This window comes from Faecalibacterium sp. An58 (assembly GCF_002161515.1).
GTDB classification, from domain to species: Bacteria; Bacillota; Clostridia; order Oscillospirales; family Ruminococcaceae; genus Faecalibacterium; species Faecalibacterium avium.
This window is the reverse complement of sequence record NZ_NFHX01000007.1, coordinates 53,773-80,481: the sequence shown is the minus strand read 5'-3', so window position 1 is coordinate 80,481 and position 26,709 is coordinate 53,773. Positions and strand designations below refer to the sequence as shown.

At 61.4% G+C, this 26,709-nt stretch carries 26 protein-coding genes and 1 other annotated feature; of the genes, 14 read left to right on the top strand and 12 right to left on the bottom strand.

Annotated features, from left to right (window positions below; translation table 11 throughout):
* Positions 1-70: 70 nt before the first annotated feature.
* The 6 genes from rplJ to rpmG form a co-directional block, all read right to left on the bottom strand.
* On the bottom strand, positions 71-586 hold the full coding sequence (rplJ, locus tag B5G12_RS06965) for a 50S ribosomal protein L10 (RefSeq protein ID WP_087230064.1): 516 nt from the start codon (positions 584-586) through the stop codon (positions 71-73).
* A gap of 226 nt (positions 587-812) precedes the next feature.
* On the bottom strand, positions 813-1,505 hold the full coding sequence (rplA, locus tag B5G12_RS06960; RefSeq protein WP_087230067.1) for a 50S ribosomal protein L1: 693 nt from the start codon (positions 1,503-1,505) through the stop codon (positions 813-815).
* A gap of 54 nt (positions 1,506-1,559) precedes the next feature.
* A complete protein-coding gene (gene rplK, locus B5G12_RS06955) occupies positions 1,560-1,985 on the bottom strand; it encodes a 50S ribosomal protein L11 (protein ID WP_087230070.1) in 426 nt (141 codons plus the stop codon).
* 141 nt (positions 1,986-2,126) lie between these two features.
* Positions 2,127-2,657 (bottom strand): transcription termination/antitermination protein NusG, encoded by a 531-nt coding sequence (gene nusG, locus B5G12_RS06950; protein ID WP_087230073.1) that lies wholly within the window; start codon positions 2,655-2,657, stop codon positions 2,127-2,129.
* A gap of 34 nt (positions 2,658-2,691) precedes the next feature.
* Entirely contained in the window at positions 2,692-2,943 is a 252-nt protein-coding gene (gene secE / locus B5G12_RS06945; protein WP_087230076.1) for a preprotein translocase subunit SecE, read from the bottom strand.
* A gap of 15 nt (positions 2,944-2,958) precedes the next feature.
* Positions 2,959-3,108, bottom strand: a complete 150-nt coding sequence (gene rpmG, locus B5G12_RS06940; protein WP_005920501.1) for a 50S ribosomal protein L33 — start codon at positions 3,106-3,108, stop codon at positions 2,959-2,961.
* Positions 3,109-3,398: 290 nt separating this feature from the next.
* Between rpmG and B5G12_RS06935 the strand changes: the two genes are divergently transcribed.
* The 8 genes from B5G12_RS06935 (at position 3,399) to B5G12_RS06900 (ending at position 13,503) form a co-directional block, all read left to right on the top strand.
* Positions 3,399-4,508 carry a D-alanine--D-alanine ligase family protein gene (locus B5G12_RS06935; protein ID WP_087230079.1) on the top strand — a complete coding sequence of 370 codons (1,110 nt, stop codon included), beginning with the start codon at positions 3,399-3,401 and terminating at the stop codon, positions 4,506-4,508.
* A complete protein-coding gene (murI, locus tag B5G12_RS06930; RefSeq protein WP_087230081.1) occupies positions 4,501-5,325 on the top strand; it encodes a glutamate racemase in 825 nt (274 codons plus the stop codon). Before B5G12_RS06935 ends, murI begins: the two co-directional genes overlap by 8 nt.
* A 14-nt stretch (positions 5,326-5,339) precedes the next feature.
* A complete protein-coding gene (locus tag B5G12_RS06925; protein ID WP_087324379.1) occupies positions 5,340-5,783 on the top strand; it encodes a YwiB family protein in 444 nt (147 codons plus the stop codon).
* Positions 5,784-5,821: 38 nt separating this feature from the next.
* Entirely contained in the window at positions 5,822-7,636 is a 1,815-nt protein-coding gene (gene argS, locus B5G12_RS06920; RefSeq protein WP_087324378.1) for an arginine--tRNA ligase, read from the top strand.
* A 1,421-nt stretch (positions 7,637-9,057) separates the two neighbouring features.
* Positions 9,058-9,324: a binding site (T-box leader), on the top strand.
* An 80-nt stretch (positions 9,325-9,404) separates the two neighbouring features.
* Positions 9,405-11,390 (top strand): methionine--tRNA ligase, encoded by a 1,986-nt coding sequence (metG, locus tag B5G12_RS06915; RefSeq protein WP_087324377.1) that lies wholly within the window; start codon positions 9,405-9,407, stop codon positions 11,388-11,390.
* Between the two features lie 18 nt (positions 11,391-11,408).
* Positions 11,409-12,368, top strand: a complete 960-nt coding sequence (locus B5G12_RS06910; protein ID WP_087230094.1) for a DMT family transporter — start codon at positions 11,409-11,411, stop codon at positions 12,366-12,368.
* A complete protein-coding gene (locus B5G12_RS06905) occupies positions 12,365-13,201 on the top strand; it encodes a TatD family hydrolase (protein ID WP_087324376.1) in 837 nt (278 codons plus the stop codon). Before B5G12_RS06910 ends, B5G12_RS06905 begins: the two co-directional genes overlap by 4 nt.
* Before the next feature lie 68 nt (positions 13,202-13,269).
* Positions 13,270-13,503 carry a methylenetetrahydrofolate dehydrogenase gene (locus B5G12_RS06900; RefSeq protein ID WP_087230101.1) on the top strand — a complete coding sequence of 78 codons (234 nt, stop codon included), beginning with the start codon at positions 13,270-13,272 and terminating at the stop codon, positions 13,501-13,503.
* Between the two features lie 78 nt (positions 13,504-13,581).
* Here the strand turns inward: B5G12_RS06900 and B5G12_RS06895 are convergent, their stop codons facing one another.
* The 4 genes from B5G12_RS06895 to B5G12_RS06880 all read right to left on the bottom strand — a co-directional run bounded on the left by B5G12_RS06895 (position 13,582) and on the right by B5G12_RS06880 (position 17,673).
* Positions 13,582-14,397: an ATP-binding cassette domain-containing protein gene (locus B5G12_RS06895; protein ID WP_164474865.1), complete on the bottom strand. Its 816-nt coding sequence runs from the start codon at positions 14,395-14,397 to the stop codon at positions 13,582-13,584.
* A 5-nt stretch (positions 14,398-14,402) separates the two neighbouring features.
* Positions 14,403-15,353: an ABC transporter permease gene (locus B5G12_RS06890; RefSeq protein WP_087324375.1), complete on the bottom strand. Its 951-nt coding sequence runs from the start codon at positions 15,351-15,353 to the stop codon at positions 14,403-14,405.
* Positions 15,354-15,403: 50 nt separating this feature from the next.
* Positions 15,404-16,501, bottom strand: coding sequence for an ABC transporter substrate-binding protein (locus B5G12_RS06885; protein WP_343286624.1), 1,098 nt, complete (start codon positions 16,499-16,501; stop codon positions 15,404-15,406).
* A gap of 413 nt (positions 16,502-16,914) precedes the next feature.
* Positions 16,915-17,673 carry a MerR family transcriptional regulator gene (locus B5G12_RS06880; RefSeq protein ID WP_242955966.1) on the bottom strand — a complete coding sequence of 253 codons (759 nt, stop codon included), beginning with the start codon at positions 17,671-17,673 and terminating at the stop codon, positions 16,915-16,917.
* A gap of 102 nt (positions 17,674-17,775) precedes the next feature.
* Between B5G12_RS06880 and B5G12_RS06875 the strand changes: the two genes are divergently transcribed.
* On the top strand, positions 17,776-19,113 hold the full coding sequence (locus B5G12_RS06875) for an MATE family efflux transporter (RefSeq protein WP_087324373.1): 1,338 nt from the start codon (positions 17,776-17,778) through the stop codon (positions 19,111-19,113).
* 71 nt (positions 19,114-19,184) lie between these two features.
* Here B5G12_RS06875 and B5G12_RS06870 read toward each other — a convergent pair whose 3' ends face one another.
* The gene (locus tag B5G12_RS06870; RefSeq protein ID WP_087324372.1) at positions 19,185-21,575 is read right to left on the bottom strand and encodes a YfhO family protein; all 2,391 of its coding nucleotides are present in this window, start codon (positions 21,573-21,575) and stop codon (positions 19,185-19,187) included.
* A gap of 268 nt (positions 21,576-21,843) precedes the next feature.
* Between B5G12_RS06870 and yfbR the strand changes: the two genes are divergently transcribed.
* The 3 genes from yfbR (at position 21,844) to B5G12_RS06855 (ending at position 23,754) form a co-directional block, all read left to right on the top strand.
* Positions 21,844-22,434 (top strand): 5'-deoxynucleotidase, encoded by a 591-nt coding sequence (gene yfbR, locus B5G12_RS06865; protein WP_087230119.1) that lies wholly within the window; start codon positions 21,844-21,846, stop codon positions 22,432-22,434.
* Positions 22,435-22,522: 88 nt separating this feature from the next.
* A complete protein-coding gene (locus tag B5G12_RS06860; RefSeq protein ID WP_087230121.1) occupies positions 22,523-23,554 on the top strand; it encodes an SPFH domain-containing protein in 1,032 nt (343 codons plus the stop codon).
* The gene (locus B5G12_RS06855) at positions 23,554-23,754 is read left to right on the top strand and encodes a type II toxin-antitoxin system antitoxin (RefSeq protein WP_087230123.1); all 201 of its coding nucleotides are present in this window, start codon (positions 23,554-23,556) and stop codon (positions 23,752-23,754) included. The genes B5G12_RS06860 and B5G12_RS06855 overlap by 1 nt, the downstream gene beginning before the upstream one ends.
* A gap of 65 nt (positions 23,755-23,819) precedes the next feature.
* On the opposite strand, the gene B5G12_RS06850 is transcribed toward B5G12_RS06855, so the two are convergent.
* Entirely contained in the window at positions 23,820-25,169 is a 1,350-nt protein-coding gene (locus B5G12_RS06850; protein ID WP_087324371.1) for a D-alanyl-D-alanine carboxypeptidase family protein, read from the bottom strand.
* Positions 25,170-25,351: 182 nt separating this feature from the next.
* Between B5G12_RS06850 and B5G12_RS06845 the strand changes: the two genes are divergently transcribed.
* Together B5G12_RS06845 and B5G12_RS06835 are read left to right on the top strand one after the other, a co-directional pair.
* Entirely contained in the window at positions 25,352-26,041 is a 690-nt protein-coding gene (locus B5G12_RS06845; protein WP_087324370.1) for a metallophosphoesterase family protein, read from the top strand.
* A gap of 258 nt (positions 26,042-26,299) precedes the next feature.
* Positions 26,300-26,701, top strand: a complete 402-nt coding sequence (locus tag B5G12_RS06835; protein ID WP_087230135.1) for a YrvL family regulatory protein — start codon at positions 26,300-26,302, stop codon at positions 26,699-26,701.
* Positions 26,702-26,709 lie beyond the last annotated feature (8 nt).

The following is a 26,709-nucleotide window of genomic DNA, read 5'->3' as shown; positions in this document are numbered from 1 at the left end:
CCTCCAATTTCAATCAAATTTTGTTGCAGTTGTGTCGAAAAACTGTTTGTGTCAGGCGGCGGCCCTGCCATTAGGCAGCGGGCTCCTCCTGCTTGTCGGCATAAGCCTGCATGGCAACGGCCAGACCGGACAGGGTGCTGGTGAGCGCGCCTGCGAACATGGACAGCATGCCTTCGCGGCCGGGCAGCTTGGCGATGACGTTGGTCTCAGCAGCGTCCATCACCTTGCCTTCCAGGAAGCCGCCCTTGACGACGAACTTCTTGGAGCGGTCGCCGTCCTGGTACTTGCACAGGATGCGGGCAGCAGCCATGGGGTCCTCTTCGTTGCCGAAAGCAACGGCAGTGTCGCCGGTGAACATAGCGGTCAGGCCCTCAAAAGAGGTATCCTTGACGGCCAGGCGCAGCATGGTGTTCTTGACGACCATATACTCAACGCCGGCCTCGCGCAGCTCCTTGCGCAGCTTGGTGTCGTTCTCGACGTTGATGCCGCCGTAAGCGACCACGCAGCCGGAAACCGCATTCTCAAACTTTGCCTTCAGATCAGCGACATAAGCCTGCTTTTCAGAAAGAATCTTTGCACTGGGCATTTCGGTTTCACCTCGTTTCAAAACTACATCGGAAGCCGGAGCCATAGAAAAAGCCTCTCTCCCGCGCACACAGGCCGAGAGAGAGGCATAAAACTACGTTACGCGTTTCTCGGCAGGCGGATACACTTTACACTGGACTCCAGCGCCTGCTGTCTTAAAAACAGCATGAATATTTTACCGCACGGATGCGGCTTTGTCAAGCGTTTTTCTGAAATATTTCAGAAAATCAGACGCCGTACTTCAGGGTGTTCAGGCGGATGCCAGGGCCCATGGTGGTGGCGATGGTAGCGCTCTTGAAGTAGGTGCCCTTGGCGGCGGCGGGCTTTGCCTTGGCGATGGCGTCCATGACGGTATCCAGGTTGGTGTACAGCTTCTCAGCGCCAAAGGATGCCTTGCCCACGGGGACATGGATGATGTTCTGCTTGTCCAGGCGGTACTCGATCTTACCGGCCTTGGCTTCCTTGACAGCCTTGCCCAGGTCGGGGGTCACGGTGCCGGCCTTGGGGTTGGGCATCAGGCCGCGGGGGCCAAGGATCTTGCCCAGACGGCCGACCTTGCCCATCATGTCGGGGGTGGTGACCACAACGTCAAAGTCCATGAAGCCGCCCTGGATCTTGGTGATCAGCTCCTCGTCGCCCACGATGTCGGCGCCAGCGGCCTCAGCAGCGGAGGCAGCGGGGCCCTTGGCGATGGCGCACACACGGACGGTCTTGCCGGTGCCGTTGGGCAGCACGACGGCGCCGCGGACCTGCTGGTCAGCGTGACGGCCGTCAACGCCCAGACGGACGTGCAGCTCGACGGTCTCATCGAACTTGGCGGAAGCGATCTTGCAGGCCAGCTCCAGCGCCTCGTTCACATCGTACAGTTTGGTGGAATCGACCTGCTTGGCAGCGTCGATATAATGCTTGCCGTGTTTCATTGTTTATCCTCCTATGTGGTCTTGCGGGCGCTGCGCCCTCCCACTGTTTATGTCTCAGCCTTCGACTGTGACGCCCATGCTGCGGCAGGTGCCGCGGATCATGCTGCACGCAGCCTCGAGAGAAGCGGCGTTCAGGTCGGGCATCTTGGTCTTTGCGATCTCTTCGACCTGGGCGGCGGTCAGGGAACCGACCTTTTCCTTGTTGGGCTTGCCGGAAGCGGTGGTCAGACCTGCAGCCTTCTTGATCAGAACAGCAGCCGGGGGAGTCTTGGTGATAAAGCTAAAGGAACGGTCAGCATACACGGTGATGACGACGGGGATGATATAGCCCATCTGGTTCTTGGTACGCTCGTTGAACTCCTTGGTGAACGCCATGATGTTGACGCCCTTCTGGCCCAGGGCCGGGCCGACAGGAGGAGCCGGGGTTGCCTTGCCGGCCTCGATTTGCAGCTTGATGTAGCCAGTTACTTTCTGTGCCATGATAAATGCACCTCCAAAAATCTGTGGTGAGTTGCGGCCCGCTGTCTGCGAACCTCCCACGAGCACGCCTTTGTCCGGCGCGCTCTATAAGAACCGCACGCGGTCTTACCTTGATGATGATTTGTCTGCTTTCGCGGCTTGTTACAGCCGCTCGACCTGGGCGATATCCACCTCTGCGGGGGTCTCCCGGCCGAACATGTTGACCTTGAGCTTCACTTTGAAGGTCTCGGTGTTGATCTCCTCTACAACGCCCATAAAGCCTTCCAGAGGACCGGACGTGATCTGCACGCTGTCTCCCACGGCGAAATCCACCGTCAGGGGCGCTTTGGCTTCCACGCCCATCTTTTCCACTTCTTCGGCGGTCAGGGGCACCGGCTTGGATGCGGGCCCGACGAATCCGGTGCAGCCGCGGGTATTGCGCACCACATACCAGGTATCGTCGTTCATGACCATCTTGACCAGAACATAGCCGGGGAAGAGCTTGCGCTCCACCATCTTTTCCTTGCCGTCCTTGATCTCGGGCACCATTTCGGTGGGCACCTTGATCTCGCAGATCAGATCCTGCAGGCGGCGGTTCTCCACCATCTTTGCAAGATCGGTCGCCACTTTGTTCTCATAGCCGGAGTAGGTATGGACCACATACCACAAAGCCTCATTGGACTGATCTTCCATCTATGGTCAGCCTCCGTTTCCATACAAGATTTGGTCAGCCTCCGATGACAAGGCCCAGGATCCCGCCAAAAATGGCGTCCAGGATGAACAGCACCGCTGCCGCGATGATCACCACCACCAGCACGACGATGGTATTCTTCCTGGTGTCTTCCTTGCTGGGCCACACGACCTTCTTCAGCTCGCTTTTGGTATCGCGGAAGAACTTGGCCACGCCTGCGGCAAAATTCTTCACGGCGTTCTTAGCTCTGGCCACAAAGCCCGGCTTCTTATCGGTTTTGTCTGCCATTGTGCTCCGCCTTTCTTACTTGGTCTCGCGATGGACCGTGTGCTTCTTGCAGAAGCGGCAGTACTTCTTCATCTCCAGGCGGTCAGGGTTGTTTTTCTTGTTCTTCGTGGTGTTGTAGTTGCGCTGCTTGCACTCGGTGCAGGCCAGAGTGATTTTCACTGTCATTTGTTGACACCTCCATATATAACGGTTATCGAACCTCCCTCGTTCGCCGGGCCGGCCCCCGAAAAAGGGGCGCACTGAATAATCCCGCAAAAGAGGTGCTATCATTCTATCACGCTTTGTCCTGCGCGTCAAGCATCAATTTTGCTTTCTTTTCGATTTTTTATGTTTCATGGCCGGCATTTTGCCTTTGTGTATGGAAACCGGCGCATTTTTATGGTATGATTGTCGTAATTATGATTGAACGCCCCCGCCCGGGGGCTTAGATCCAATAGAGGGAGTGGCAATCACATATGAATCACGATGGAACTTCCGCCCAGCGTCCGCTTTGCGTGGCGCTGCTGTTCGGCGGCCTGTCCAGCGAACACGAGGTCAGCCGGGTATCCGCCGGCACCTTTGCGGACAACATGGACCCGGAGAAATACGATCTGGTCAAGATCGGCATCACCAAGGAGGGCCGATGGCTGTACACCGAGGCCACCACCGCCCAGATGGCGGACGGCAGCTGGGAGGACCTGCCCGGCAATATGCCCTGCGCCATCAGCCCTGACCGGTCGGACCACGGCGCCATCCTGTTCACCCCGGCCGGCCATGTGGAAAAGCTATATATAGATGTAGTGATCCCCGCCCTGCACGGGCTCTGGGGCGAGGACGGCACCGTCCAGGGCCTGCTGGAGCTGGCAGGCATCCCCTATGTGGGATGCGGCGTGCTGGCCAGCGCCGTCTGCATGGACAAGGCGGTGGCCAATGCGCTGTTCCAGTTCTACGGCATCCCCCACTGTTCCTGGGCTTCCTACACCCGGGCCGAGCTGCAGGCCGACCCCGCGGGCATCTACGCCTTGCTGGCAGAGAAATTGGGCTGGCCCATCTTTGTCAAGCCGGCCAACGCCGGCTCCAGCGTGGGGGTAAGCAAGGCTTCCACCCCGGTGGAGCTGGACCAGGCGGTGCAGCTGGCCCTGCAGAACGACAGCAAAGTGGTGTTCGAGTCCTTTGTAGATGGCCAGGAGGTGGAGTGCGCGGTGATCGGTTCCGAGCCCGCTGCCGCCACCCGTCCCGGCGAGATCCTGGCCGGGGCCGAATTCTACACCTACGACGACAAATACAAGAACGGCATCAGCGAGACCGTCATCCCCGCCCGTCTGTCCGAGGCCAAACTGGACGAGGTGCGCGACTGGGCCGCCAGGGCCTATACCGCCCTGGGCTGCCAGGGCCTGGCCCGCTGCGATTTCTTTGTGGAGCGCGGCACCGGCCGGGTGCTCATCAACGAGATCAACACCCTGCCCGGCTTCACCCCCATCAGCATGTACCCCAAGCTGATGGAGCACGAGGGCACCCCTGTGCCCCAGCTGATCGACCGACTGATCGCCCTGGCGATGGAAAGGCCGGTGGCCCGCCATGGATAACCGCCCCATCGGCGTCTTTGACAGCGGCCTGGGCGGCCTGACCGGGGTGCGGGAGCTGCGCAGGCAGCTGCCCGGGGAGGACATCGTCTACTTTGGGGACACCGGCCGGGTGCCCTACGGCAGCCGCAGCCATGAGACCATCCTGCAATACGCCCGCCAGGACATCGCTTTTCTGCTGTCCCGGAACGTCAAGTGCATCATGGCCGCCTGCGGCACGGTGTCCAGCACCTATCCCACCGAGGAGGCCGCCCGGCTGCCGGTGCCCTACATGGGGGTGGTGAACGCGGCGGCCCGGCGGGCGGCCCGCGCCACCCGCAGCCGCAAGATCGGGGTCATCGGCACCTCCGCCACCATCCGCTCCCACAGCTATGAGCTGACACTGCGCCGGCTGGTGCCGGGGGCCGAGATCACCGCCAAAGCCTGCCCCCTGTTCGTGTCTTTGGTGGAGAACGGCTATGTGGACGGCGCGCCGCCCCAGATGCAGCAGGTGACCCGGCTGGTGATCGGCCAGTACCTGGAGGAAGTGCGGGCCGCCGGCATCGATACCCTGATCCTGGGCTGCACCCACTATCCCCTGCTGGCCGGCATGATCGGCGACTATATGGGCCCCGGCGTCACCCTCATCGACCCGGGACGGGCCGCCGCCGACGACCTGGGCCAGCTGCTGAGCAGCAAGGGCCTGCGGGCCAACCGCCAACAGGGACAGACCCACTTTTTCGTCAGCGATGTGCCCGACAGCTTTATCCAGACGGCAGACCTGTTCCTGGGGGAATACCGGGGCGGCACCGCCGAGCAGATCTGCATCGACCAATACTGAGGATATCAAAGACTGTGAACAAAACCTTAAAGGAAAACTATATCATCCGCATCAAAAGCCGCATCGAGCAGGACGGCGAGACCGAACAGGTGGAGCTGATGACCCGCGGCAGCTTTGCGCTGCGGGGCGGCAGCTACTACATCACCTACCGGGAGACCGAGACCACCGGCTATGAGGGCAACGTGACCACCCTGAAGATCGCCGCCGACTCCAGCCGGGTGGCTATGCTGCGGTTCGGCCCGCAGGCCAGCCAGCTGGTCATTGAGAAGGGCCGGCGCAACCTGTGCCACTATGAGACCGGCTATGGTTCGGTGACCCTCGGGGTGACCGCCGACGGCATCCAGTGCGGCCTCAGCCCCAAAGGAGGCACCGCCCGCTTCAGCTACCTGCTGGACGGGGACGTGTCCACCGTCATCAGCAAAAACTCCCTGGAAGTCACCGTGACCCATGTCAACTGACAGCGGCCCGATGGCAGAGAGAATAGAAAGGAATCAGAATGAGCAACACCAACTATCCCGCATTTGAGAATTACAACCCCCGGCAGGCCGCCCTGAACGAGGCCCGCGCCCTGCTGGGCCAGGCCGCCCAGGCCGCCATGGACGCCGGGGACCTGCCCGCGGCTCCGCTGCCCGCCTTCATCGTGGAGGTGCCCGCCGACACCAAAAACGGCGACATCGCCTCCAACATCGCCATGGCTGGTGCGCGCACTTGGCGCAAGGCCCCCAAGATGATCGCCGACGCCATCCTGGCCCACCTGCCCGCCCTGGAGGGCAGCTGCTTTGCCCGGGCCGAGACTGCCGGCCCCGGTTTCATCAACCTGTTCCTCTCCCCGGCCTACTGGGCCGGCGTGGTGATGGCCGCCTGCGCTTCCAGCCGCTACGGCAAAACCGATCACGGCCAGGGCAAGCGGTACAACGTGGAATTTGTTTCGGCCAACCCCACCGGCCCCATGCACATGGGCAACGCCCGGGGCGGCGCTCTGGGCGACTGCCTGTCCGCTGTCCTGGAGTGGGCCGGCTATGACGTCACCCGTGAGTTCTACATCAACGACGCGGGCAACCAGATCCAGAAGTTCGGCAAGAGCCTGGCCATCCGCTATTTGCAGCACTACTACGACGAGAGCACCTACCCCCTGCCCAAGGAGTGCTACCAGGGCGGGGACATCACCCTGCTGGCGCTGGAGTTTGCCGCCAAAGAGGGCGACCAATACGCAAAGCCCTGCCAGGGCCTGCAGGAGGACGCCCTGTACGAGAGCGAAGCCTTTGCCGCTTTGAAGGACGCTCTGGTGGCCTATGCCCTGCCCAAGAACATCGCCAACCTCAAGACCGACCTGGGCAAATACCGCATCGAGTACGACGTCTGGTTCCCCGAAAGCACCCTGCATGAGTCGGGTGCGGTGCGCCACGTCGTGGATGAGCTGATGGCCAAGGGGGCCTGCTACAAGGCAGAGGACGGCGCCATCATGTACCGCAGCGCCCAGTACGCCGCCAAGTACGGCGCCGCCAACAAGAAAAAGAGCGAGGACGGCGCCGAGGAGGACAAGGATGAGGTCCTGGTGCGCGCCAACGGCATCCCCACCTACTTTGCCGCCGATATCGCCTACCATTACAATAAGCTGGCCACCCGGGGCTTTGACAAGGCCATCGACGTCTGGGGCGCCGACCACCACGGCCATGTGGCCCGCATGAAGGGCGCCATGGATGCCATCGGCCTGGACGGCAGCCGCCTGGACATCGTGCTGATGCAGATGGTCAACCTGATGCAGAACGGCCAGCCCGTGCGGATGTCCAAGCGCACCGGCAACGCCATCACCCTCACCGACCTGCTGGAGGAAGTGCCCATCGACAGCGCACGTTTCCTGTTCAATATGCACGAGTCGGGCAGCAGCATCGACTTCGACCTGGACCAGGCCGTCAAGACCGACAACGACAATCCCGTCTATTATGTGCAGTATGCGCACGCCCGCATCTGCTCGATCCTGCGCAAGCTGGAGGGCACCGGGGTCCACTTCCTGGGGGTGGAGAACACCGACGCCACCCTGCTGACCGATCCCACCGAGCAGGACCTGATCCGCATGCTGGCCGCCTTCCCCCAGGAGATCGTCCTGGCCGCCGAGAAGTACGATCCCAGCCGGATCAACCGCTTTGTCATCGACCTGGCCAGCGCCTTCCACCGGTTCTACGGCAGCTGCCGCATCCAGGAGGCGGAGCCTTCCCTGCAGCAGGCCCGCATCGCCCTGTGCATCGGCGTGCGCAACGTCATCCGCAATGTACTGACCATGTTCAAGATCACCGTCCCCAACAAGATGTGACCCTCTCCCCGGCCTTGGGCCGGGGAATTTTTTACCGGCGGGGCCTTTGCCACAGTTCGTTCACATTCAGCACAATAAATCATCACATCTCTGCTCAAAACTATACAAAATCACAAGATAATCGTTGGCGATTCTGCGAATGGACAGCGGGCGATTTCTCGTATATAATAAGGCCAGAAACCAAGAAAGTACAGCAGAGGATCAAAGGAGATCCAATCCCGCTGACTTAAAGGGAGAAAGGAGCGAAGACCGATGGTTGATATGACACCCGCACAGTTCGGACAGACTGTCGGGAGTCGCTGAAAGCGAAAAGCCGCTTAACAGGACGGGATGTTTCCCCCGTATAGATGATCTGAGAGATTTTAAAAGCGTTGTCTTTAGCGATAAATAAGCGATGAACGAGCAGTCTGTCGAGATACCCCTCAGGCGATTCAAATAGATCCGCAGGAAGTGATCCTTATGAAAGCTTTGTTACGGATGCAAGTATTTGAATAGCATGGAAGGAGCTACTCCAATGATTTAAGTAGTCGCGGCCTCACAAGCAGAGGCAGGATCGGATCGGAACTGATGACAGCAGCAGTAAGCTGGACCTGCATTCGATCGGTCAAAAGGGCCAGATGCCAAGGGCAGATGGCAGATCGTTCTTCTGTAAGATGTCGATTTGGATAAGCCAGAAGCTGTAAAAGGTAATTCTTACGAGAACTGCTGTACGGATTTTGCATATATCTGGAAATTGCACACAGAAGAAAGATCCATTGGTTTGAGCGATGGTGATGTACCTCCTCAAATATCGGCGGGACCGAAGTACAATGTACCGGAAGCTGAAAGAGCTGCAAAGCACCACTTCCCCAAGATCAGAAGATCCCCAAAGCAAGAGGCAGATGTTCCGAGCACAACTTGTCCGCGCAACGGTCATTCAAATAAAGAGCAGGCCAGAAAGGATGATCTCCGATGAAAATCCCTGTATGGATGCAGATATTTGAGTAACACGGAGGGAGTACTCCAATGATTTAGGTAGCTTGTGCCCTGGAGTGATTCAATCGAAAGAATGTGTTTCCTATGAAGGTTCTTCGTAAGACGCAATCCAACGATTCGGATGAGGCTTGACACCAATGTACTAGTTAAATCAGCAAACCACTACCCTACCATTTCCTAAAGGAAAGGCCAAATCTTATGAAAGGCAAGGTCAAGACCGAAAAATAGGTAATGCGAGGTAATGAGGCAATGACTCCGAAGAAGTAAGCATCCTGGCGGATGAGAGGCTTGCAACCGCTCTCATCCGCCAGGTTTTTTTGTTTGCCGCCGGGTCCTCCTGTCCTTTTCCGGTTTGGCTCCCGGGCCGGCCCGGACGCTTTGCGGCAAAAACTTTCGCCGGGCGGTTGACAAACCGGGTGGCTTCCTCTATAATAGTCACGATATCCAAACCGGCTGTGAAGAGAAGAGTAAGCGCCATACGATCCTTGCAGAGAGCCTGCGGTGGTGGAAAGCAGGCAGGCATCGCGGCGCCGAAAATGGTCTTGGAGCCGCGCAGGCGAAGGGCATCGCACCCCAAGCCTGCGCCGGGTGCGCCCGTTACCGCGTCCGGCTGTATGCAGCGGGTCTCCCCTGCCGCAGCTTTGAGGCCGTGCCCTGCAAAGGGGCGGCAAACCAAGGTGGTACCACGGAAGTATTCTGCTCCCGTCCTTGCAGGGCCTATGCCCGGGCAAAGACGGGAGCTTTTGCTTTCTTTACAGTTCTTCATTCGGGAAAAGGGAGGATTTGTTTCAATATGTCTGAGCGCAAGAAATTTTACATCACCACCCCCATCTACTACCCCAGCGACAAGCTGCACATCGGCCACAGCTACACCACCGTGGCCTGTGATGCGCTGGCCCGCTTCAAGCGGATGCAGGGCTGCGACGTGATGTTCCTGACCGGCACCGACGAGCACGGCCAGAAGATCGAGGACAAGGCTGCCGCCGCCGGCGTCCAGCCCAAAGAGTATGTGGACCGCATCGTGGCCACCGTCAAGGACCTGTGGAAGCTGCTGGATGTCAGCTACGACCGCTTCATTCGCACCACCGACGACTACCACATCCAGTCCTGCCAGAAGATCTTCACCACCCTGTATGAGAAGGGCGACATCTACAAGGGCGAGTATGTGGGCCATTACTGCAAGCCCTGCGAGAGCTTCTGGACCGACAGCCAGCTGGTGGACGGCAAATGCCCCGACTGCGGCCGCGAGGTCTATGACGCCCATGAGGAGGCCTATTTCTTCCGTACCAGCAAATACGCCGACCGGCTGCTCAAGCTGTACGAGGAGAACCCCCAGTTCATCCAGCCCGAGAGCCGTAAAAATGAGATGATTGCCTTCATCAAGCAGGGCCTGCAGGATACCTGCGTGTCCCGCACCTCGGTCAAGTGGGGCATCCCTGTCCCCTTTGACCCCAAGCACACCATGTATGTCTGGGTGGACGCCCTGAGCAACTATATCACCGCCCTGGGCTACGGCAACGACACCTACCACGACTACGACAAATACTGGCCCGCCGACCTGCATATGGTGGGCAAGGAGATCCTGCGGTTCCACACCATCCTGTGGCCCGCCATGCTGATGGCCCTGGATCTGCCCCTGCCCAAGCGTGTGTTCGGCCACGGCTGGCTGCTGATGAACGGCGGCAAGATGTCCAAATCGGTGGGCAACGTGGTGGATCCCGTCATCCTCTGCGACCGCTACGGCGTGGACGCCATCCGCTACTTCCTGCTGCGTGAGATCCCCTTTGGCAACGACGGTATGTTCACCAACGAAGCCCTGATCAACCGCATCAACAGCGACCTGGCCAACGACCTGGGCAACCTGCTCAGCCGCACAGTGGCCATGTGCGAAAAGTACTTCGGCGGCACGGTGTCCAAAGCCGACGGCACCGAGGCCATCGACGCCGAGCTGGAGCAGATGCTGTCCGCCCTGCCCGCCAAGGTGGCCGAGGATATGGATAACCTGACCATCCCCCAGGCCCTGACCGAGATCTTTGCGGTGGTGCAGCGGGCCAACAAGTATATCGACGAGACCGCACCCTGGGCTCTGGCCAAGGATGAGGCCAACAAGGACCGCCTGGCCTGCGTGCTCTACCATCTGTGCGAGGCGCTGCGGGTCTGCGCCATCCTGCTGAACGCTTACCTGCCCACCACTGCGCCCAAGATGATGGAGCAGCTGGGCCTGGATGCCGGCAGCCTCCAGCTGGAACTGGCCGCCTACGGCAAGCAGGACAGCTACACCGTCCACAAGGGCGATCCCCTGTTCCCCCGCATCGATGTGGCCAAGGAGATCGCCCACCTGAAGGCGGAGGACGAAAAGCGCAGGGCCGAAGCTCTGGCCGCCCAGAAAGCCAAGGAGGCTGCCGAGGCACAGCCCCAGCAGCCTGCCGCCGCGATCGAGCATGAGGCCGAGATCGACTTTGACGATTTCTGCAAAGTGGAGATGCGGGTCGCTGAGGTGCGTGCCTGCGAGAACCTGAAGGAGAGCAAAAAGCTGCTGCACCTCACTGTGTTCGACGGTGAGCGGGAGCGGTGCATCCTCTCCGGCATCGCCAAGTGGTACAAGCCCGAGGACCTGATCGGCAAAAAGGTGGGCATCGTGGCCAACCTGGCCCCCCGTCCCATGATGAAGGGCAAGTACACCAGCGAGGGCATGATCGTGGCAGCGGACACCGCCGACGGCGGCTGCGCCATCGCATTCTACCCCGACAGCGTCCCCGCCGGCAGCCGCATCCACTGAGAAAGGGAGGCTAGACCCGTGCCGCATCCAAGCAACCCCGCCCCGCGCACGGCCCGGCTGGACGCCCTGTTCGGGACGCCCGCCTTTGCAGTGGCCTTTGCAGTCATCTGCAACTGCCTGTGGGGCTCGGCCTTCCCCTTCATCAAGCTGGGGTACAGGCTGTTCGCCATCGACGCCGCCGACACCGCCTCCATCCTCTGCTTTGCAGGGGTTCGGTTCATGCTGGGGGGCCTGCTGGTGCTGCTGGCCAGCCTCCTGCTGGAAGGGCGGCTGCCCGCTGTGCCCCGGGGCAAAGTGCTGGCCGAGTGCTGCGCTCTGGGCCTGTGGCAGACCACCACCCAGTACGCTTTTTATTACGCGGCCGTTGCTCTGCTCACCGGCGCGTTCGGCGGCATCCTGAACAGCACCCAGAGTTTCCTGGGTGTCATTCTGGCCCATTTCCTCTACCGCTCCGACCGGATGACCCCCGCCAAGGCCCTGGGCTGCGCCGTCGGGTTCGGCGGGGTGCTGGTGGCCACCATCGGCAACCATGGCAGCGGCAGCGGCTGGGGCATCTTCTGCATGATGGCCGCCACCGTCATCTTTACCATTTCCGGGCCGTGGAACAAATCGGTCACCCGCAAGGCGGACAGCTTCATGGTCTGCTGCATCAACCTGGGTCTGGGCGGCCTGGCGCTGCTGGTCCTGGGGCTGGCCATGGGCGGTTCCCTGGCGCCCCAGAGCCCCATGGGCATCCCGGTGCTGCTGTATCTGGCCTTCGTATCGGGGGCCGGGTATGTGCTGTGGGCCCTGCTGATGAAGAACAACCCCGTCAGCCGGATCAGCGTGTTCGGGCTGGTCAACCCGGTGGTCAACGTCCTGTTGTCCGCCCTGCTGAACGGAGAGCCCCTTTTTGAGTGGCAGTACCTGGCCGCGCTGGCGCTGGTGTGTGTGGGCATCTGGCTGGTCAACCGCAGAGGCAAGGAGGTCCGCGCATGAGCATCTACCCTTCCCAGGGGCCTATTTTTGACACCCACGCCCACTATTCCTCGGGGGCCTTCAACGCCGACCGGGAGGCCGTGCTGGATAACCTTCCCGCCAAAGGAGTGGTGGGGGTCTGTGAACAGGCCACCCATTCGGGGGACGCCCCTCGCTGCCTCGCTCTGGCCCATGCTTATCCCTGGGTCTGGGCAGCCATTGGCATCCACCCTGAAAGCCTGCTGCCCGCCGACAAGTGCGGCTCGGCGCCCCCCGCCCCCACCATTTCGGTGTATGGCGGCGACTGGGCCGCCGAGATGAAAGCCCTGGCCCCCTTCTACGACGATCCCAAGGTGGTGGCCGTGGGAGAATGCGGCCTGGACTATCACTGGCCCGTCCCCAAAGAGGCCCAGCAGGCCCTGTTTGAGGCGGAGATCCGTCTGGCCCTCGAGCTGGATAAGCCCATCGTGGTCCATGACCGGGAGGCCCACGCCGACGTCTACGCCCTTTTGAAAAAGTACAAGCCCAAGGGTATCCTGCACTGCTATTCGGGCAGTGCCGAGGATGCGGTCTGGCTGGCCCGGCAGGGTATCCTGATCGGGTTTGGGGGCGCGGCCACCTTCAAGGGGGCCAAGCGGGCCGCCAAGGTCATCGATGCACTCCCCCTGGAGTCCATCCTGCTGGAGACCGACTGCCCTTACATGGCCCCTGAGCCGGTGCGGGGCACCCGGTGCGACAGTTCCCTGATCGCCTATGTGGGCGAGTACATCGCCCAGCGCAAGGGGCTGGACCCGGAAACCGTCTTTGCCCAGACCGCCGCCAACGCCCGCCGGGTCTTCCATCTGGAACCATAACCGCTGACCCGCAGCCCCCATGGGCTGCTGATAGGATTCAGATTGTCAGAAAAAAGGAGAATGTTTTTATGAAAGCTCGTATTCCGCAGCATCGCGAATTTATCATCAATTTCCCCGAGAGCGTGGATCAGGCCAAGGCCAGCGAGGGCTGGAACAAGCTGACTCAGATCGTGGAGGACTACAAGAAAGCCCACAACGGCGCTTCGGTCTACTCCCCCACCTTCATCGAGGACTGCGAACCCGCCGTCAAGAAGCTCCAGGAGGAGTATGGCTTCGAGTATACCATCGAGTATGTGAAGTAACGTCGTTTTTCGACACGCTAAAACCGCCGCCGGCTATGAAAGGCCGACGGCGGTTTTTGGTTTGGATATAAGGTCCCTTTACGGTTTTTCCACCTTGCTGAGCAGGATGCGGTCGTTGTCCAGCTCCTCGCCGGCCGACTGGCGGAAGCGCTCCAGCAGGTCGTCTACCGTCATCTTGCTCCGCTCCTCTCCCTGGACGTCAAAGACGATGCGCCCCCCGTTCATCATCAGGGTGCGGTTGCCCAGTTCCAGGGCCTGGTGCATATTGTGGGTGACCATCAGGCAGGTGATGTGCTGCTCCGCCACGATGTGCCGGGTCAGGTCCAGCACTTTGTCGGCGGTGGCAGGGTCCAAAGCGGCGGTGTGCTCGTCCAGCAGCAGCAGCTTGGGGGTGACCAGGGTGGCCATCAGCAGGGTCAGCGCCTGGCGCTGGCCGCCCGACAACAGCCCCACCGGCTGCTTCATCCGGTCCTCCAGGCCCATATCCAGCAGGGCCAGGCGTTCACGGAAAAAGTCCTTGTCCTTGCGGGAAATACGGGAGAAGTAGGCCCGCTGGGCTGTGCCCGCCCGCAGATAGGCCAGGGCCAGATTTTCCTCGATGGTCATGTTGGGGGCGGTGCCCTTGAGGGGGTCCTGGAACAGGTGGCCGATCACCCGGCTGCGGCGGTATTCCGGGGTGAAGGTGATATCCTCGCCTCCCAGCACGATGCAGCCTTCGTCGGCAATAAAGCCGCCGGTGATGGCGTTGAACAGGGTGGATTTGCCCGCCCCGTTGGAGCCGACGATGGTGGCGAAGTCCCCCTCTTGCAGAGCCAGGTCCACCCCGGCCAGGGCCACCTTCTCGTTGACGGTGCCCGGGTTGAAGGTCTTGCGGACCCCCTTCATTTCCAGCATCAGCATCAGACTGCCTCCTTTTTGCCGTGGACCTGGGCGTGACGCATCCGGGCCTCCTGTTTGCGCTTTTCAAAGGCGATCTTCTGACGGATCGCGGGCATCGAGATGGCCACGGCCACAATGATGGCCGACACCAGTTTCATGGCGGCGGCAGGCACATCGAACCGCAGGGCCACCGCCACGATGAAGCGGTACAGGCAGCTGCCGAACACCACGCCCAGCACCCGCAGCACCATGGTCCGCTTGCCCAGCAGCGTCTCGCCGATGATCAGGGAGGCCAGGGCGATGGTCACCATGCCGGTGCCCACATTGATGTCACAGCTTTTCTGATACTGGGCCAGCAGCCCGCCCGACAGGGCGGTCAGGCTGCCCGAGATGCACAGCCCCACCATGATGGTGAACGCCGGGTTGATGCTGGAAGCCCGCACCATGGCGGCGTTGTCGCCGGTGGCCCGGATGGACAGGCCCAGCCGGGTGCCGAGGAACCACACCATCAGCCCGCAGGCCGCCAGGATGATGACGGCCGCCACCACCAGCTGATACCAGCCGCCCGCAAAGGCCAGGGCGTCCTTGGAGAGGGAAAAGACGGTGTCCACCTTGACCAGGCTCATATTGGACGAAAAGCCCATGGCCGCCAGGTTGATGGTGTACAAGCCGGTGTTGACGATGATGCCGGCCATGATGCTCTCCACCCCCAGCCTGGTCTGCAAAAAGGCGGTGATAAAACCGGAAGCGACCCCCGCTGCCATGGCCGCAAAGAGGGCCAGCACCGGGTGCCCGGCCACCGCCACCTGGCAGCACACCGCACACCCCAGGGTGAAGCATCCGTCGGTGGACAGGTCTGCGATGTTCAGCACCGAGTAGCTGAGGAACAGGGCCAGCGCCACCAGCCCGTAGATACACCCGAGCTCCAGCGCGGTCTGCAACACATTGATGGAAAAGATACTAGCCAGCATAAACCATAACTCCTATTTGTCACTGGGCGGCAGGGCGGCGCCCCGGCCCGTTATTCGAATTCCTCGGCGGTGGTGATCTCCTCGACGCTGGTGCAGTAGGGCTGGATGGCGGCCTTCACCGTCTCCAGATCCAGACCCAGGGCCGCGCAGGTCTCGGTGTTGATGGTGGCGATGCCATTGTCGAAGGTGCGGTAGGGCATATCGGCGATGGTCTTGCCGTCGCACAGCAGCTCCACCACCATGTCGGCGGTGGCCGCGCCCAGCTGGACATAGTCCACGCCGTAGCCGATGAAGGCGCCGTTCAGCGCAAAGCTGTCCGCCCCGGTGAAGTGCTGGATGCCCGACTCGATCATCGTCTCGTAGATGGCCAGCTCGGCGGTCATGATGGTATTGTCGGTGGGGGTGAACACCACCTTGACTCCGCTGGCGGCCAGGGCTTCCACCGCCATCTGCACCTCGGCGGTGGTGGTGCCGTTCTTCTCCACATAGGAGATGCCGTTCTCGTCGCAGAACGCCTTGGCATCCGCGATGGCCTGGGTGGAGGAATCCTGGCCCAGATCGTACAGCAGGCCGATCTCGGTGATGCCGGGGTTGACCGCCAGGATCATGTTCATGATGGCCTCGGTGTTCAAAGCGTCGGATGTGCCGGTCATATTGGTCAGGGTGTCAAAGCCTGCACCCACCGGATCGGTGACCGCCGAGTAAATGACCGGGATATCGGTATCCTCCACAGCGGCCAGCATGGTGGATGCGGAGGGGGTGGCCACCGCCACGATCACATCCACATCGTCGGCCACCAGGTCGGCGCCGATCTGGTTCAGGTTGGACTGGTCGGCCTGGGCGTTGGAATAATAGTCTGCGTAGTTGAAGGTGACGCCGCGCTCGGCCCCCACCTCGTCCAGGCGAGCCTCCACCGAGGCCACGATCTGGTTCAGGGATGCGTCGTCCACATAGTTGACGATGCCCACTTTGTAGGTGGCGCCTCCCGAGGCTGCGCCGCTGCCGGCGGCCGCCGAGGAAGCGGTGCCGGAACCGGAGGAGCCGCAGCCGGTCAGGGCCATGGCCGAAAGGGCCGCTGCGGAAAGGGCGGCTGCCTGCAGGAAATTGCGGCGGGAGATCATGCGCGAGCTGTTCATGGTACGTTTCATGGTATAACCCCTTTCTTGCGGGCGGGGCAGAAGAAAAGGCCCGCCCCGCCTTGCTTTGCGGAACGGGCCATACAATCAAACGACCCGTCCCTGTGTTTTACCACAAGGACAGGATCGGAAATTCGATTCTGCGGTGCCACCTTGTTTGCCCTGCTTCTCTGCAGAGCCTCTCACGGGAAGCCAACACTTCCCTGCCCTGTAACGGGAGACACCCGTCCTAAGCTACTGAGGAACCCCCGTTCGCCCGGCCCTCGGCGACCCATAACTGCTGCGGCACACCGCCCGTTTCCATCGCGCCGGGCTCTCTGGAGGTATGCGGTACAGAGTCTCTTTCGCCTCATCGGTTTGATTGCATTATACACTTTAACGCTGTAAAGTCAAGATACAAATTTTCACCTTTCTGCATCGTGCATTCAATTTTCTTCAAGAATGCGCATTCGGATGCAGCGCGGTTCGGCGCCGTCCTCACTGGTATCCCCCACCGCAAGCTCTCCGAATTCAACGAATGCACGCCCATCCAGCCGCCAGCCGCGGGTCCCGGCATAGCTTTGCAGCTGCTCGCGGCGGCTGGCCAGCCAGTCCCAGGGATGGTGGCCCCGGGCCATTTCGTACAGACACAAATAGGCCCCGCCGGGCACCAGGATCGGCCCGTCCGCCTGTTTCTGGTAGAGGAAGCGGTCCTCCCCTTCCACGCACAGTCCGGTGCCCGGGCCGTCGGTGAGGTAGTTGACGATGACCACATGGCTGCGCTCCATCTCCTCCCGCCCCATCAGGACGGCGATCCGCTCCGGCTCCCGCAGCAGACGCTGCGGACCCTTGCCGCACCCGTCCAGGAAGGCCCGGTTCTGGCGCCGCAGGGCCTCCAGCATCTCCCTGCGCCGGGCCAGCAGGGCAATGCGGCGGTCCAGCTCCCGACTCTGGCGGGCCAGGATCTCGTCCACCTGGGCCAGGTCCCCGCAGCAGAGATATGCCCCGATCTCCTTCAGGGGCACCCCCAGATCTTTCAGGGTCACGATGAGGGCCAGCCGGTCCAGCTGTACGGGCGAGTAAAACCGATAGCCTTTTTCGTTCACCCTGGCCGGACGAAACAGGCCGATCTCGTCATAGTAGTGCAGGGTCTTTTTGTTCACCCCCGCCAGTTTGGCAAAGGCTGCCGTGGTCAGATACTGCATTTCCAACGCAAAATCCCCCTTGACTATCCAGCTGCTGGATACTTTATGATAGAGACAGGATACCAAAAAACACTGCGCTTTGCAACTGGAAGGTGAACCAAGATGCGTCAACCCCCATCCCAAACCCAAAACGCCCTGCTGGCGGGGCCGGTGCGTCCGGCGCTGCTGCGCTTTGCGGGGCCTGTCATCCTCAGCATGGTGGCCACCCAGCTCTATACGGTGGTGGATACCATGATCATTGGCCTGTGCCTGGACGCCGGAGCCCTGGCGGCCGTGTCCAACGCCTCCACGGTGCTGCTGGCCTTTCTGTTCGTGTCGGGAGGGATGGAGCTTGGAGGCGGGCTGCTGCTGGCCTCCCGGCGTCCCACCGCCACCCCGCAGGAACGGTCGGCCCTGATCTACAACCTGCTGTTCATCGACGCTGCCCTCAGTCTGGCTTTGACGGCGGCGGGCCTTGCCGGGATGGGCGGACTGCTGCGCCTGATCCAGACCCCTGCCGAGATCCAGCCTCAGGCCATGGCCTATGCCCGTTTTTACCTGATCGGCCTGCCCTTCCTAATGGTGTACGACCTGTCCAAGCAGCTGGCCATGGCCTGCGGCGATTCCCGCACCCCCCTGCTGGCGGTCCTGGCCACCTCACTTCTCAACGTCGTGCTGGACCTGGCTTTGGTGGGACCTTTCGGGGTGGCAGGAGCTGCCGCAGCCACCTCCGTTTCCCAGGCGGCGGGCTGCCTGTTCATGCTGGGTTACCTGCGCCGCGGCCTCTTGACCGGGCCTTTCCGCCTGTCCGAACTCAAGCGGCAGTATGTCTGGGACGTCTTTCGTCTGTCGGCCCCCAACGCCGTGCAGCAGGCCAGCGCCCCGGTCAGCAGCATGGTCAAGCAGGGGCTGCTGGGCGGCATCGGGGTAACGGCCATTGCAGGCTTTTCCTGCGCCAGCAAGCTGCACAGCCTGCTGCTGATGCCGGTGGCCGGTCTGGTGCAGGCTCTGGTGTTTTTCGTGGCCCAGAACACCGCCGCCCGGCAGCCCGACCGCGTCCGGGAGGGGGCGCGCCAGGCCAGAAGCATCCTGCTGGCCTATGCCCTGCTGGTGACGGCAGGGTGCGTGCTGTTTGCCGGGCCCCTGCTGCGGCTGTTCACTGCCGACGGCGGCGCCATCCGCTATGGCGCCCTGCTGCTCAGCCGCCAGGCGCTGGTCTTTGCCTTTACCGCCATGCGCCATTTGCAGGAGGCCAGCCTGCGGGGCCGCCAGCGGATGGGGCTGTATCTGGCATCCAACATCGGCTCCACCCTCATCGACCTGACCGCCTGCGTGCTGCTGGTCCCCTGGCTGGGATACGACGGCTTCTATCTGGCCGCTTTTGTCAGCGCACCGGCCGGACTGGCCCTGGCATACGGCCTGGCCCGCCTGGGCGCCGCCCGGGCAGCCGACCCATCCTAACGCTAAAACGGCCGCCCCGGGCGCAGAGCTCGGAGCGGCCGTTCTATTTTGTTGTGTCCCGCGGCACAGCCTTACCGGCTGCGACGGCGCCAGACAAAGAAGCCGGTATACGCCGCCCATACGACCAGGGCGGCCAGGGTGACCGTCCGGCTCAGGGACAGGCCCGCCGGGACATAGACGAAGTCGATGGTGCTCTGTCCTTCGGGGCACAGCACCGCCATCAGACCGTTGTCCACCCGCAGGATCTCGGTCTCCTGCCCGTTGACATAGGCGGTGAAGCCGTCGTCATAGGGCACCGAGAAAAAGACCAGGTTGGGCCGTTCCAGCTGGATCTCCGCGCCAAATCCGTTGTTGGTCATCCGGAAGCTGCTGCAGGCGCTCTGGCGCCGGAGAGCCAGATCCTGGACGTACTGCTCATAGGTAAACTCCTGCTGCATCTCCTCGGGCAACGGGGTCAGGTACTGGCCGTAGGCCGCGATATCCTCCTCGGACAGGCCCAGAGCCCGCACCAGCAGAGCGCAGGCGTCCCCGGTGAACATACTCTCCACTGTGTCCTCGGGGACGTAATACTCATAGGTAAAGCCCATAGGCAGATAGTTGTCGTTCTCATAAAGGGCAAACCCGCCTACACTGTCGTAGTAGGTCCATCCGGAGCCCACCGCGGACTCAAAGTTCTGCCGCTCATCCTCGGGCATGATGGTGAACCGCACGCTGAGCAGCCCCCGCAGGGCGTAATAGGAGGCGTCGGGATTGCTGCGCACATCCCGCACAAAGCCCAGGGAAGAATAAAAGCTGAGGATGCTGGGGGCTACCGTGCTGTCAAAGAATTGCAGGCAGCTCTTGTCCATCCACAGTCCCAGATTGTCGTGGGCGTTGTAGGTGTCCACCCGCCAGTCCCCTTCCGGGAAGGCTTCCTGCAGGGCGATGGAGTCCTGGTACTGCTCCACCAGGTCACTGTCGTAGTTCCACTGGCCAAACTTGCCGATACCGATGTGCACAATGCCAAACACGCAGCTGAAGGCCAGCACCGCCGCCAGCATCCGGCGGCAGAACTGCTTTTGCTCTGCCCGGCCCCGGGCCAGCCATTGGTACAGGATCAGCCCGCCAAGTCCAAAAGCCAGCACAGCCAGGTATTGCTCTGGGTTCTCCATCACGCCCAGGCTCCAGCCGTCCTCCCCTTCGCTCACTGGCACCAGGGCAAACGCCAGGGTGGCGAGCATGGCCCAGGCGATCGCTCCGGTGGGGCGCTCCAGGTCGGTGTCGGGGTCCTCCCAGGCGTTGACGGTCATGGCCGCCATAATCAGCAGGGGCATATAGTACCACCGGGCATAGTAGCTGGCATTGAAGGCATAAAAGGCGCTGTTCAGGACCGGCACCAGGGCAAAGACAGCGCACACCGCTACGATCCGCTTGCGGCTGTCCCCCCGCCGGGCCCGCCAGTAGGCCACTACGCCCGCCAGACTGCACAGGGGCAGATAGGCGGTCATGCTGGTCCACTTGATGGTGCCCTCCGACCAGATCGAGACGATATAGGGGGAATCCGGGGGCAGGATCCAGCTGACCAGGATGGCCAGGTATTGCTGCACCGCAGAGTAGGTCAAAAAGCCCCACCCGGAGGAAATGTCCGTGGTGCGCGGATTTTGCAGCAAGGACAAAAAGGCCGGCCATACCAGCAAGCAGCCCATGGCCACTCCCAGCAGGCTTTCAAAAGCCAGGGTGCCAAACAGGCCCCGGGTCAGTTTGATCTCCCCGGTGGTCAGTTTGCAGACAAAGTAGATGATGAGGAACACCACCTGCCCCACAAAAAAGAAATAGTTGTTGAGCAGGTTGAGCGCCACAAAGAAAGCGAACAGGCCCCGCCGGCCGTTGTAGATGCACTCGTCCAGGGCCCACAGCATCCAGGGGAACAGGGCCACCACGTCAATGAAGTGGTTGAAAAAGATGTTGTAGATGCCAAACCCCGAAAAGGTGTACAGGCAGGCCGCCAGGACGGCATAGTCCAGGTTTTTCACATAGCGGCGCATATACAGGTAGGCGCCGCCCCCCGCCACGGCAAACTTGAACACCAGCAGCGGGCACATCAGATAGGGCAGCCAGCTCTGGGGAAACAGGGTGGACAGCCAGAAAAAGGGCGACCCGTACAGATAGAACGAATAGGCGTTCATGACGCCGCTGCCCAGGTCGGTGGCCCACGAGAAGGTATTGGAGGGCAGGCTGTGGCCGTTGACCGAGGTCAGTCCGTCGGGATAGCCCATCCCCTTCACAAAGCCGTTCATATACCGGTAAAAGCCGATCTGCTGGCCGTTGAAATCTCCGGCATAATGGAAAAAACCGCCGTCGATGATCTGGAACGGCAGAAAGATCAAAGCCGCCGTGAGGGCGCACAGCCCCACCGTCAGCCAAAAGCGATCCCGTTTCCGCCGCAGCTGCGGCCGCCGGGACAGATTCACTGCATCCATCATATCCTCTTTTCTCCGCCCAATAGGCTGGTCTGGTATTCTCGCCGCGCAGGCGCGGCGCCCGGGCGAAACGCCCTTCTCAGATACACCCTAGTATACCATGCCCGGCCCCGCATGGAAAGGGCGAACTTTGCCATCCCGCCGGCCGCCCTTGACAACCGGCCCCAAGACGGGTATGTTGATAGAGTGGATCTGAACATACCCAGGGCCGCTTCATTCTGTCCATACGCCCTGGAAAACGCCGGCTTTGCCGGTTTGGGAGGTTGTTTCGATGGTCTATCCGTTCAATGCACTGCTGGCCCGGATGAAATACATCACCCGCTGGAGCCTGATGCACTCCACCCGGGCCGAGTCCCTCAGCGAGCACACCTGCGACACCGCGCTGCTGGCCCACACCCTCTGTCTGATCGCCCGGCGGTACACCGGCACCCCCTGCCGCCCCAAGACGGTGGCTGTGGCGGCCCTCTATCACGACGCGCCCGAGATCGTCACCGGGGATATGCCCACCCCGGTAAAATACCGCAGCGCCACCTTGCGGGACGCCTACAAGGCCATCGAGCGGGAGAGCGCCGCCGCCATGGCCTCCATGCTGCCCCCTGAGCTGGAGGAGGAGATCAGCCCCTACATCACCGGGGACCTGCTCACCGACACCGAACGCACCCTGCTCAAGGCCGCCGACCGTCTGTCCGCCCTCATCAAATGCATGGAGGAGGCCCGCAGCGGCAACCATGAATTTGACGCCGCGCTGGCCCAGCAGCAGGAAGCCCTTCGCCAGATGCACTGCCCCGAGGCGGACTGGTTCATCCAGCACTGCCTGCCCTGCTACACCCAGAACCTGGACGAGCTGACCCGGGCAAAGTGAGGGTGCGCGCTTGACATCTCTCCCGCAATGTGATATAATTTTGATATCAACAAGATACAGTCCGGAAATCACTGGGAGGTTGATGCATATGACTGAGACGATCTTGCAAACCAAAAAGAACGGTATGTTTGTACTGCTGCTGGTCCTGCTGGGCTACATCATCGCAGCGGCCGCGCTGGTGGCGAATATCATGGCCGACGTGCACGGGGTGCTGGGCGGGGCGGTCATGGTGGTGACCATCACATACCTCTGTCTGGGGTGGATCCTGCTGTGCGGCCTGAAGGTCCTCAAGCCCCAGGAAGCTTTGGTGCTGACCCTGTTCGGCAATTACATCGGCACCCTGAAAGGGGAAGGTTTTTACTGGGTCAACCCCTTCTGCACCGCGGTCAATCCGGCCGCCGGCACCCGTCTGGGCCAGAGCAACGACGTCCAGATCGGGACAGGGGTATCGTTAAAAGGAGAAAACGGCGCGCAGGTGCAGATCAACGCCGGGGGCGACGGCAGCGGCAAACGGATCTCCCTCAAGCGGATGACCCTCAACAACGCCCGCCAAAAGATCAACGACTGTCTGGGCAACCCGGTGGAGATCGGCATTGCGGTGATCTGGCGGGTCAAAGACACCGCCAAGGCCGTTTTCAATGTGGACAACTATAAGGAATACCTGTCCCTGCAGTGCGACAGCGCGTTGCGGAACGTGGTCCGCATCTATCCCTATGACGTAGCCCCCGGCATCGATACCACCGGCGACGGCAAGCCCGACGACGGCAGCCTGCGGGGTTCCAGCGAGGTGGTGGCCCAGCGGATCCGCGCCGAGATCCAGGAAAAGGTGGAGGACGCCGGACTGGAGATCGTGGACGCCCGGATCACCTACCTGGCCTATGCCCCTGAGATCGCTGCGGTGATGCTGCAGCGGCAGCAGGCGTCGGCCATCATCGACGCCCGCAAGATGATCGTGGACGGCGCCGTGGGCATGGTGGAAATGGCCCTGGAGCGTCTGAGTGAGAACAACGTAGTGGAGCTGGACGACGAGCGGAAGGCGGCAATGGTATCGAATCTGCTGGTGGTGCTGTGCGGCAACCATGACGCCCAGCCTGTGGTCAATTCGGGCAGCCTGTACTGATGGCCGAGCCTAAAAAGCAGGTTCCGCTGCGCCTGTCCGCGAAGCTGTACGACGCCATAGCCGCCTGGGCCGAGGACGACTTCCGGTCGGTGAACGGACAGATCGAATATCTGCTGACCGAGTGCGTGCGCCAGCGCAAGAAAAACGGCAAATATGCGCCGGACGAACTGGACGTACCGCCCAAGCTGGATCTGAAATAAACGAAGCAAACAAGGAAAGCCCCGCCGGACAGTACAGGCTGTCTGACGGGGCTTTCTTGGAACGGTCAGCGGCGTTTGATGTGGCTGCTGCCCCAGCTGCGCTGGGTGCGGATGGCATTCTGGATCCACCACACCCCGTAGAGGGCCAGGGCTATGGCCGACAGGGCCAGCACCACCTTGAGGTAGAGGCTGCCCAGAAAGGCCTGGAACTGGGCCACCGCGAACAGGACAGGGTTGCGGTTGACATCCTGGCCGGCCACCAGGTTGACCACGCCGATGGTCTCCCCTGCCAGGCGGATCTCCACCTTGCCGATCACGTCCCCCTGCTTGATGGGGGCGGCGGCCGATTCGGGCAGATGGAAGAACTTCTGGGTCACCGAGCTGTCCGAGGAGGAGGGCAGAATGGTCATCATCTGGTCGTCGGGATAGAGCAGCAGGGTGTCGGTCTCAGAGGAATACTTCACCGGGATCTCGGCCAGGGCCTGGTCGGGGTCCAGGGCCGCCTGCACCGAGAAGCCGCTGTACACCCAGTCGATCAGCTGCGTTGTCTCATACAGGGCGGGACGACGGGTGGAATAGCCGTAGGTGTCTGCCGTATCCGGGCTGCCCATCACGCAGAAGATATAGGTCTCGCCGTCCTGGGAGGCCCAGGAGACATAGCTCTGGGTGCCGGTGTCCTTTTGGTAACCCAGCACGTCGCACATCCCTCCCTTCATGGCCGAGCGGTAAAACTTTCCTCCGCTGGACTGGTTCAGGGCCACATTCTGGCTGGTGAGCACAAAGGGCTTGGTGTGCTTTTCCTTGGCGGGCATCTGGAAGGTGGCCGTCCCTGCGATCTCCACAAAGGCGTCAAAGCCCATCAGATACCGCAGGATCAAATACATATCCACCGCGGTGGTGACGTTGCCGCTGTCCAGGCCGCAGGCGTCGGTCCAGGTGCTGTTGGTGGTGCCGATCTGCTGGGACAGGCTGTTCATCTGGCTGACCCAGCCGGCCAGGTCGTTGCCCGACAGCTGGTAGGCCATGCCCATGGCCGCATCGTTGGCGTTGCGCAGCAGCATGGCGTAAAGGGCTTCCCGCAGGGTGAAGGTCTCCCCCGAACGCATATCCGCGTTGTCGGTGCCGTAGACATAGTCCGAGATGGCAAAGGGCATCTGGAAGGTGCGGGTATCCAGCTCATCGCCGTAGTTGGTCAGCACCAGGGCCGCGCACATCAGCTTGGTCAGGCCGCCGGCGGGCACCTGGGCGGTGCTGTCCTTTTCGTACAGGATGATGTTGGTGTCGGTGTTGACGATGTAGGCACTGGAAGCCTTGACCTCATAGACAGGACTTGGGTCGAACATGGCCCCCGCCGGGGCAGCCAGACAGCATACCAGCAGCGTCAGGGCCAAAAAGAGCATAAAGAGTCGTTTCATGTGGACAATTCCCTCAGAACGCGATACAATAAAAGAACGGATTCGATCTATCAGACCGCAGCGGCTGCGGATCAAGTCAAACAAGGCCGGAAGAAAAGGCCGGCCTTTACTTATAATAGCAGGTTTGCGGGTGGGTGACAAGGGTTTCGCACATCACTTTCACAAACCGGAGGGAGACGCGCATGATCTATATCACAGGGGACACCCACGGGGAGCTGGAGCGGTTCAAGGGCAAGGAGCTGCGCCGCCTGGGCAAAAACGATATCCTGCTGGTGCTGGGGGACTTCGGCTTTTTGTGGGACGGCAGCAAAGAGGAGAAAAAGAAGCTGGACTGGCTGGCCAAGCGCCCCTATACCATCCTGTTTTTGGACGGCACCCACGAAAACTACGATCTGCTGGACGCCTACCCCATCCAGGAGCGGTTCGGCGGCAAGGTGCAGCCCATCGCAGGCAACGTCTACCACGTCTGCCGGGGCAGCATCCTGGAGCTGGAGGGCCAGAGCTACCTCTGCTTTGGGGGCGGCGAGAGCACCGACAAGGAGGAACGGGAGCCGGGGGTCAACTGGTGGGCCCGGGAAATGCCCTCGGAGGAGGAATACGCCTTCTGCCAGGCCAATGCGGCGGCCCACAACTTCAAAGTAGAGTATGTGCTGACCCACGACGCCCCAAGCAGGTTTTTGGATTTCACCATCCTGCCCGCCGGGGAAAACAACCAGCTGCACGCCTTTTTTGACAAGCTGGTCCAGGAGCTGGACTACGACCACTGGCTGTTCGGCTGCTACCACCGGGACACCCAGCTTTCGCCCAAAGTGCGCTGCCTGTTCAGCGACGTGGTATCGACAGGCCAGCGCCGCAGTTGGTGGAAAAAGTAAAGCGCATCCTCCAAGAAGTGAAAGAGAGAAAATTCCTATGAAAGTCAGATTTTATGAGGATACGGACGACCAGCTGCTGAAATTCGCTGTTATCCCTGGCTGAATCTGAGGGCAAATGGGTACTCTGTAAGCATAAGGAACGCGATACCTAAGAATTTCCCGGCGGGCACAGAGAGGCCGGAGAGTCGATCGATGATACGGCCCGGCGGGAGTTGCAGGAGGAAACCGGCGCAGAAGCGCCTGTAAAGAAGGGACTCCATGAAAAAATTCGACGATCTACTGTCCGTCCTTCTGGGAGTCGGGCTCATCCTGGCGCTGCTGTCGGCCGTTGCGCTGGTGGCCGGGGGCGTCATGAAACTGTTCGGCTTCACCTACGATTCCGTCGGCAGCCTGGTGCTCTATTTTATACTCGCTTCCCTGCTGTCCTTTGTGCTGGGGAATCTGTTCAGCTCCCTGCCCAAGGCCCTGTACCAGATGGGTAAGCTGAACCGGCTGGAAGGCTGCATCCTCTATCTCATCCTGGACACCCTGGTGACCGCCGCCGGGCTTGGGGTGATGGACCGGTGGATGCCGTCGGTCTCTGCCACCGACAGGGCTATCCTGGCCGTGTCGTTCCTGCTGGCCCTGCCGGGCCTGCGGGACTTCAAAAAAGAGGGGTGAGCCCGGCG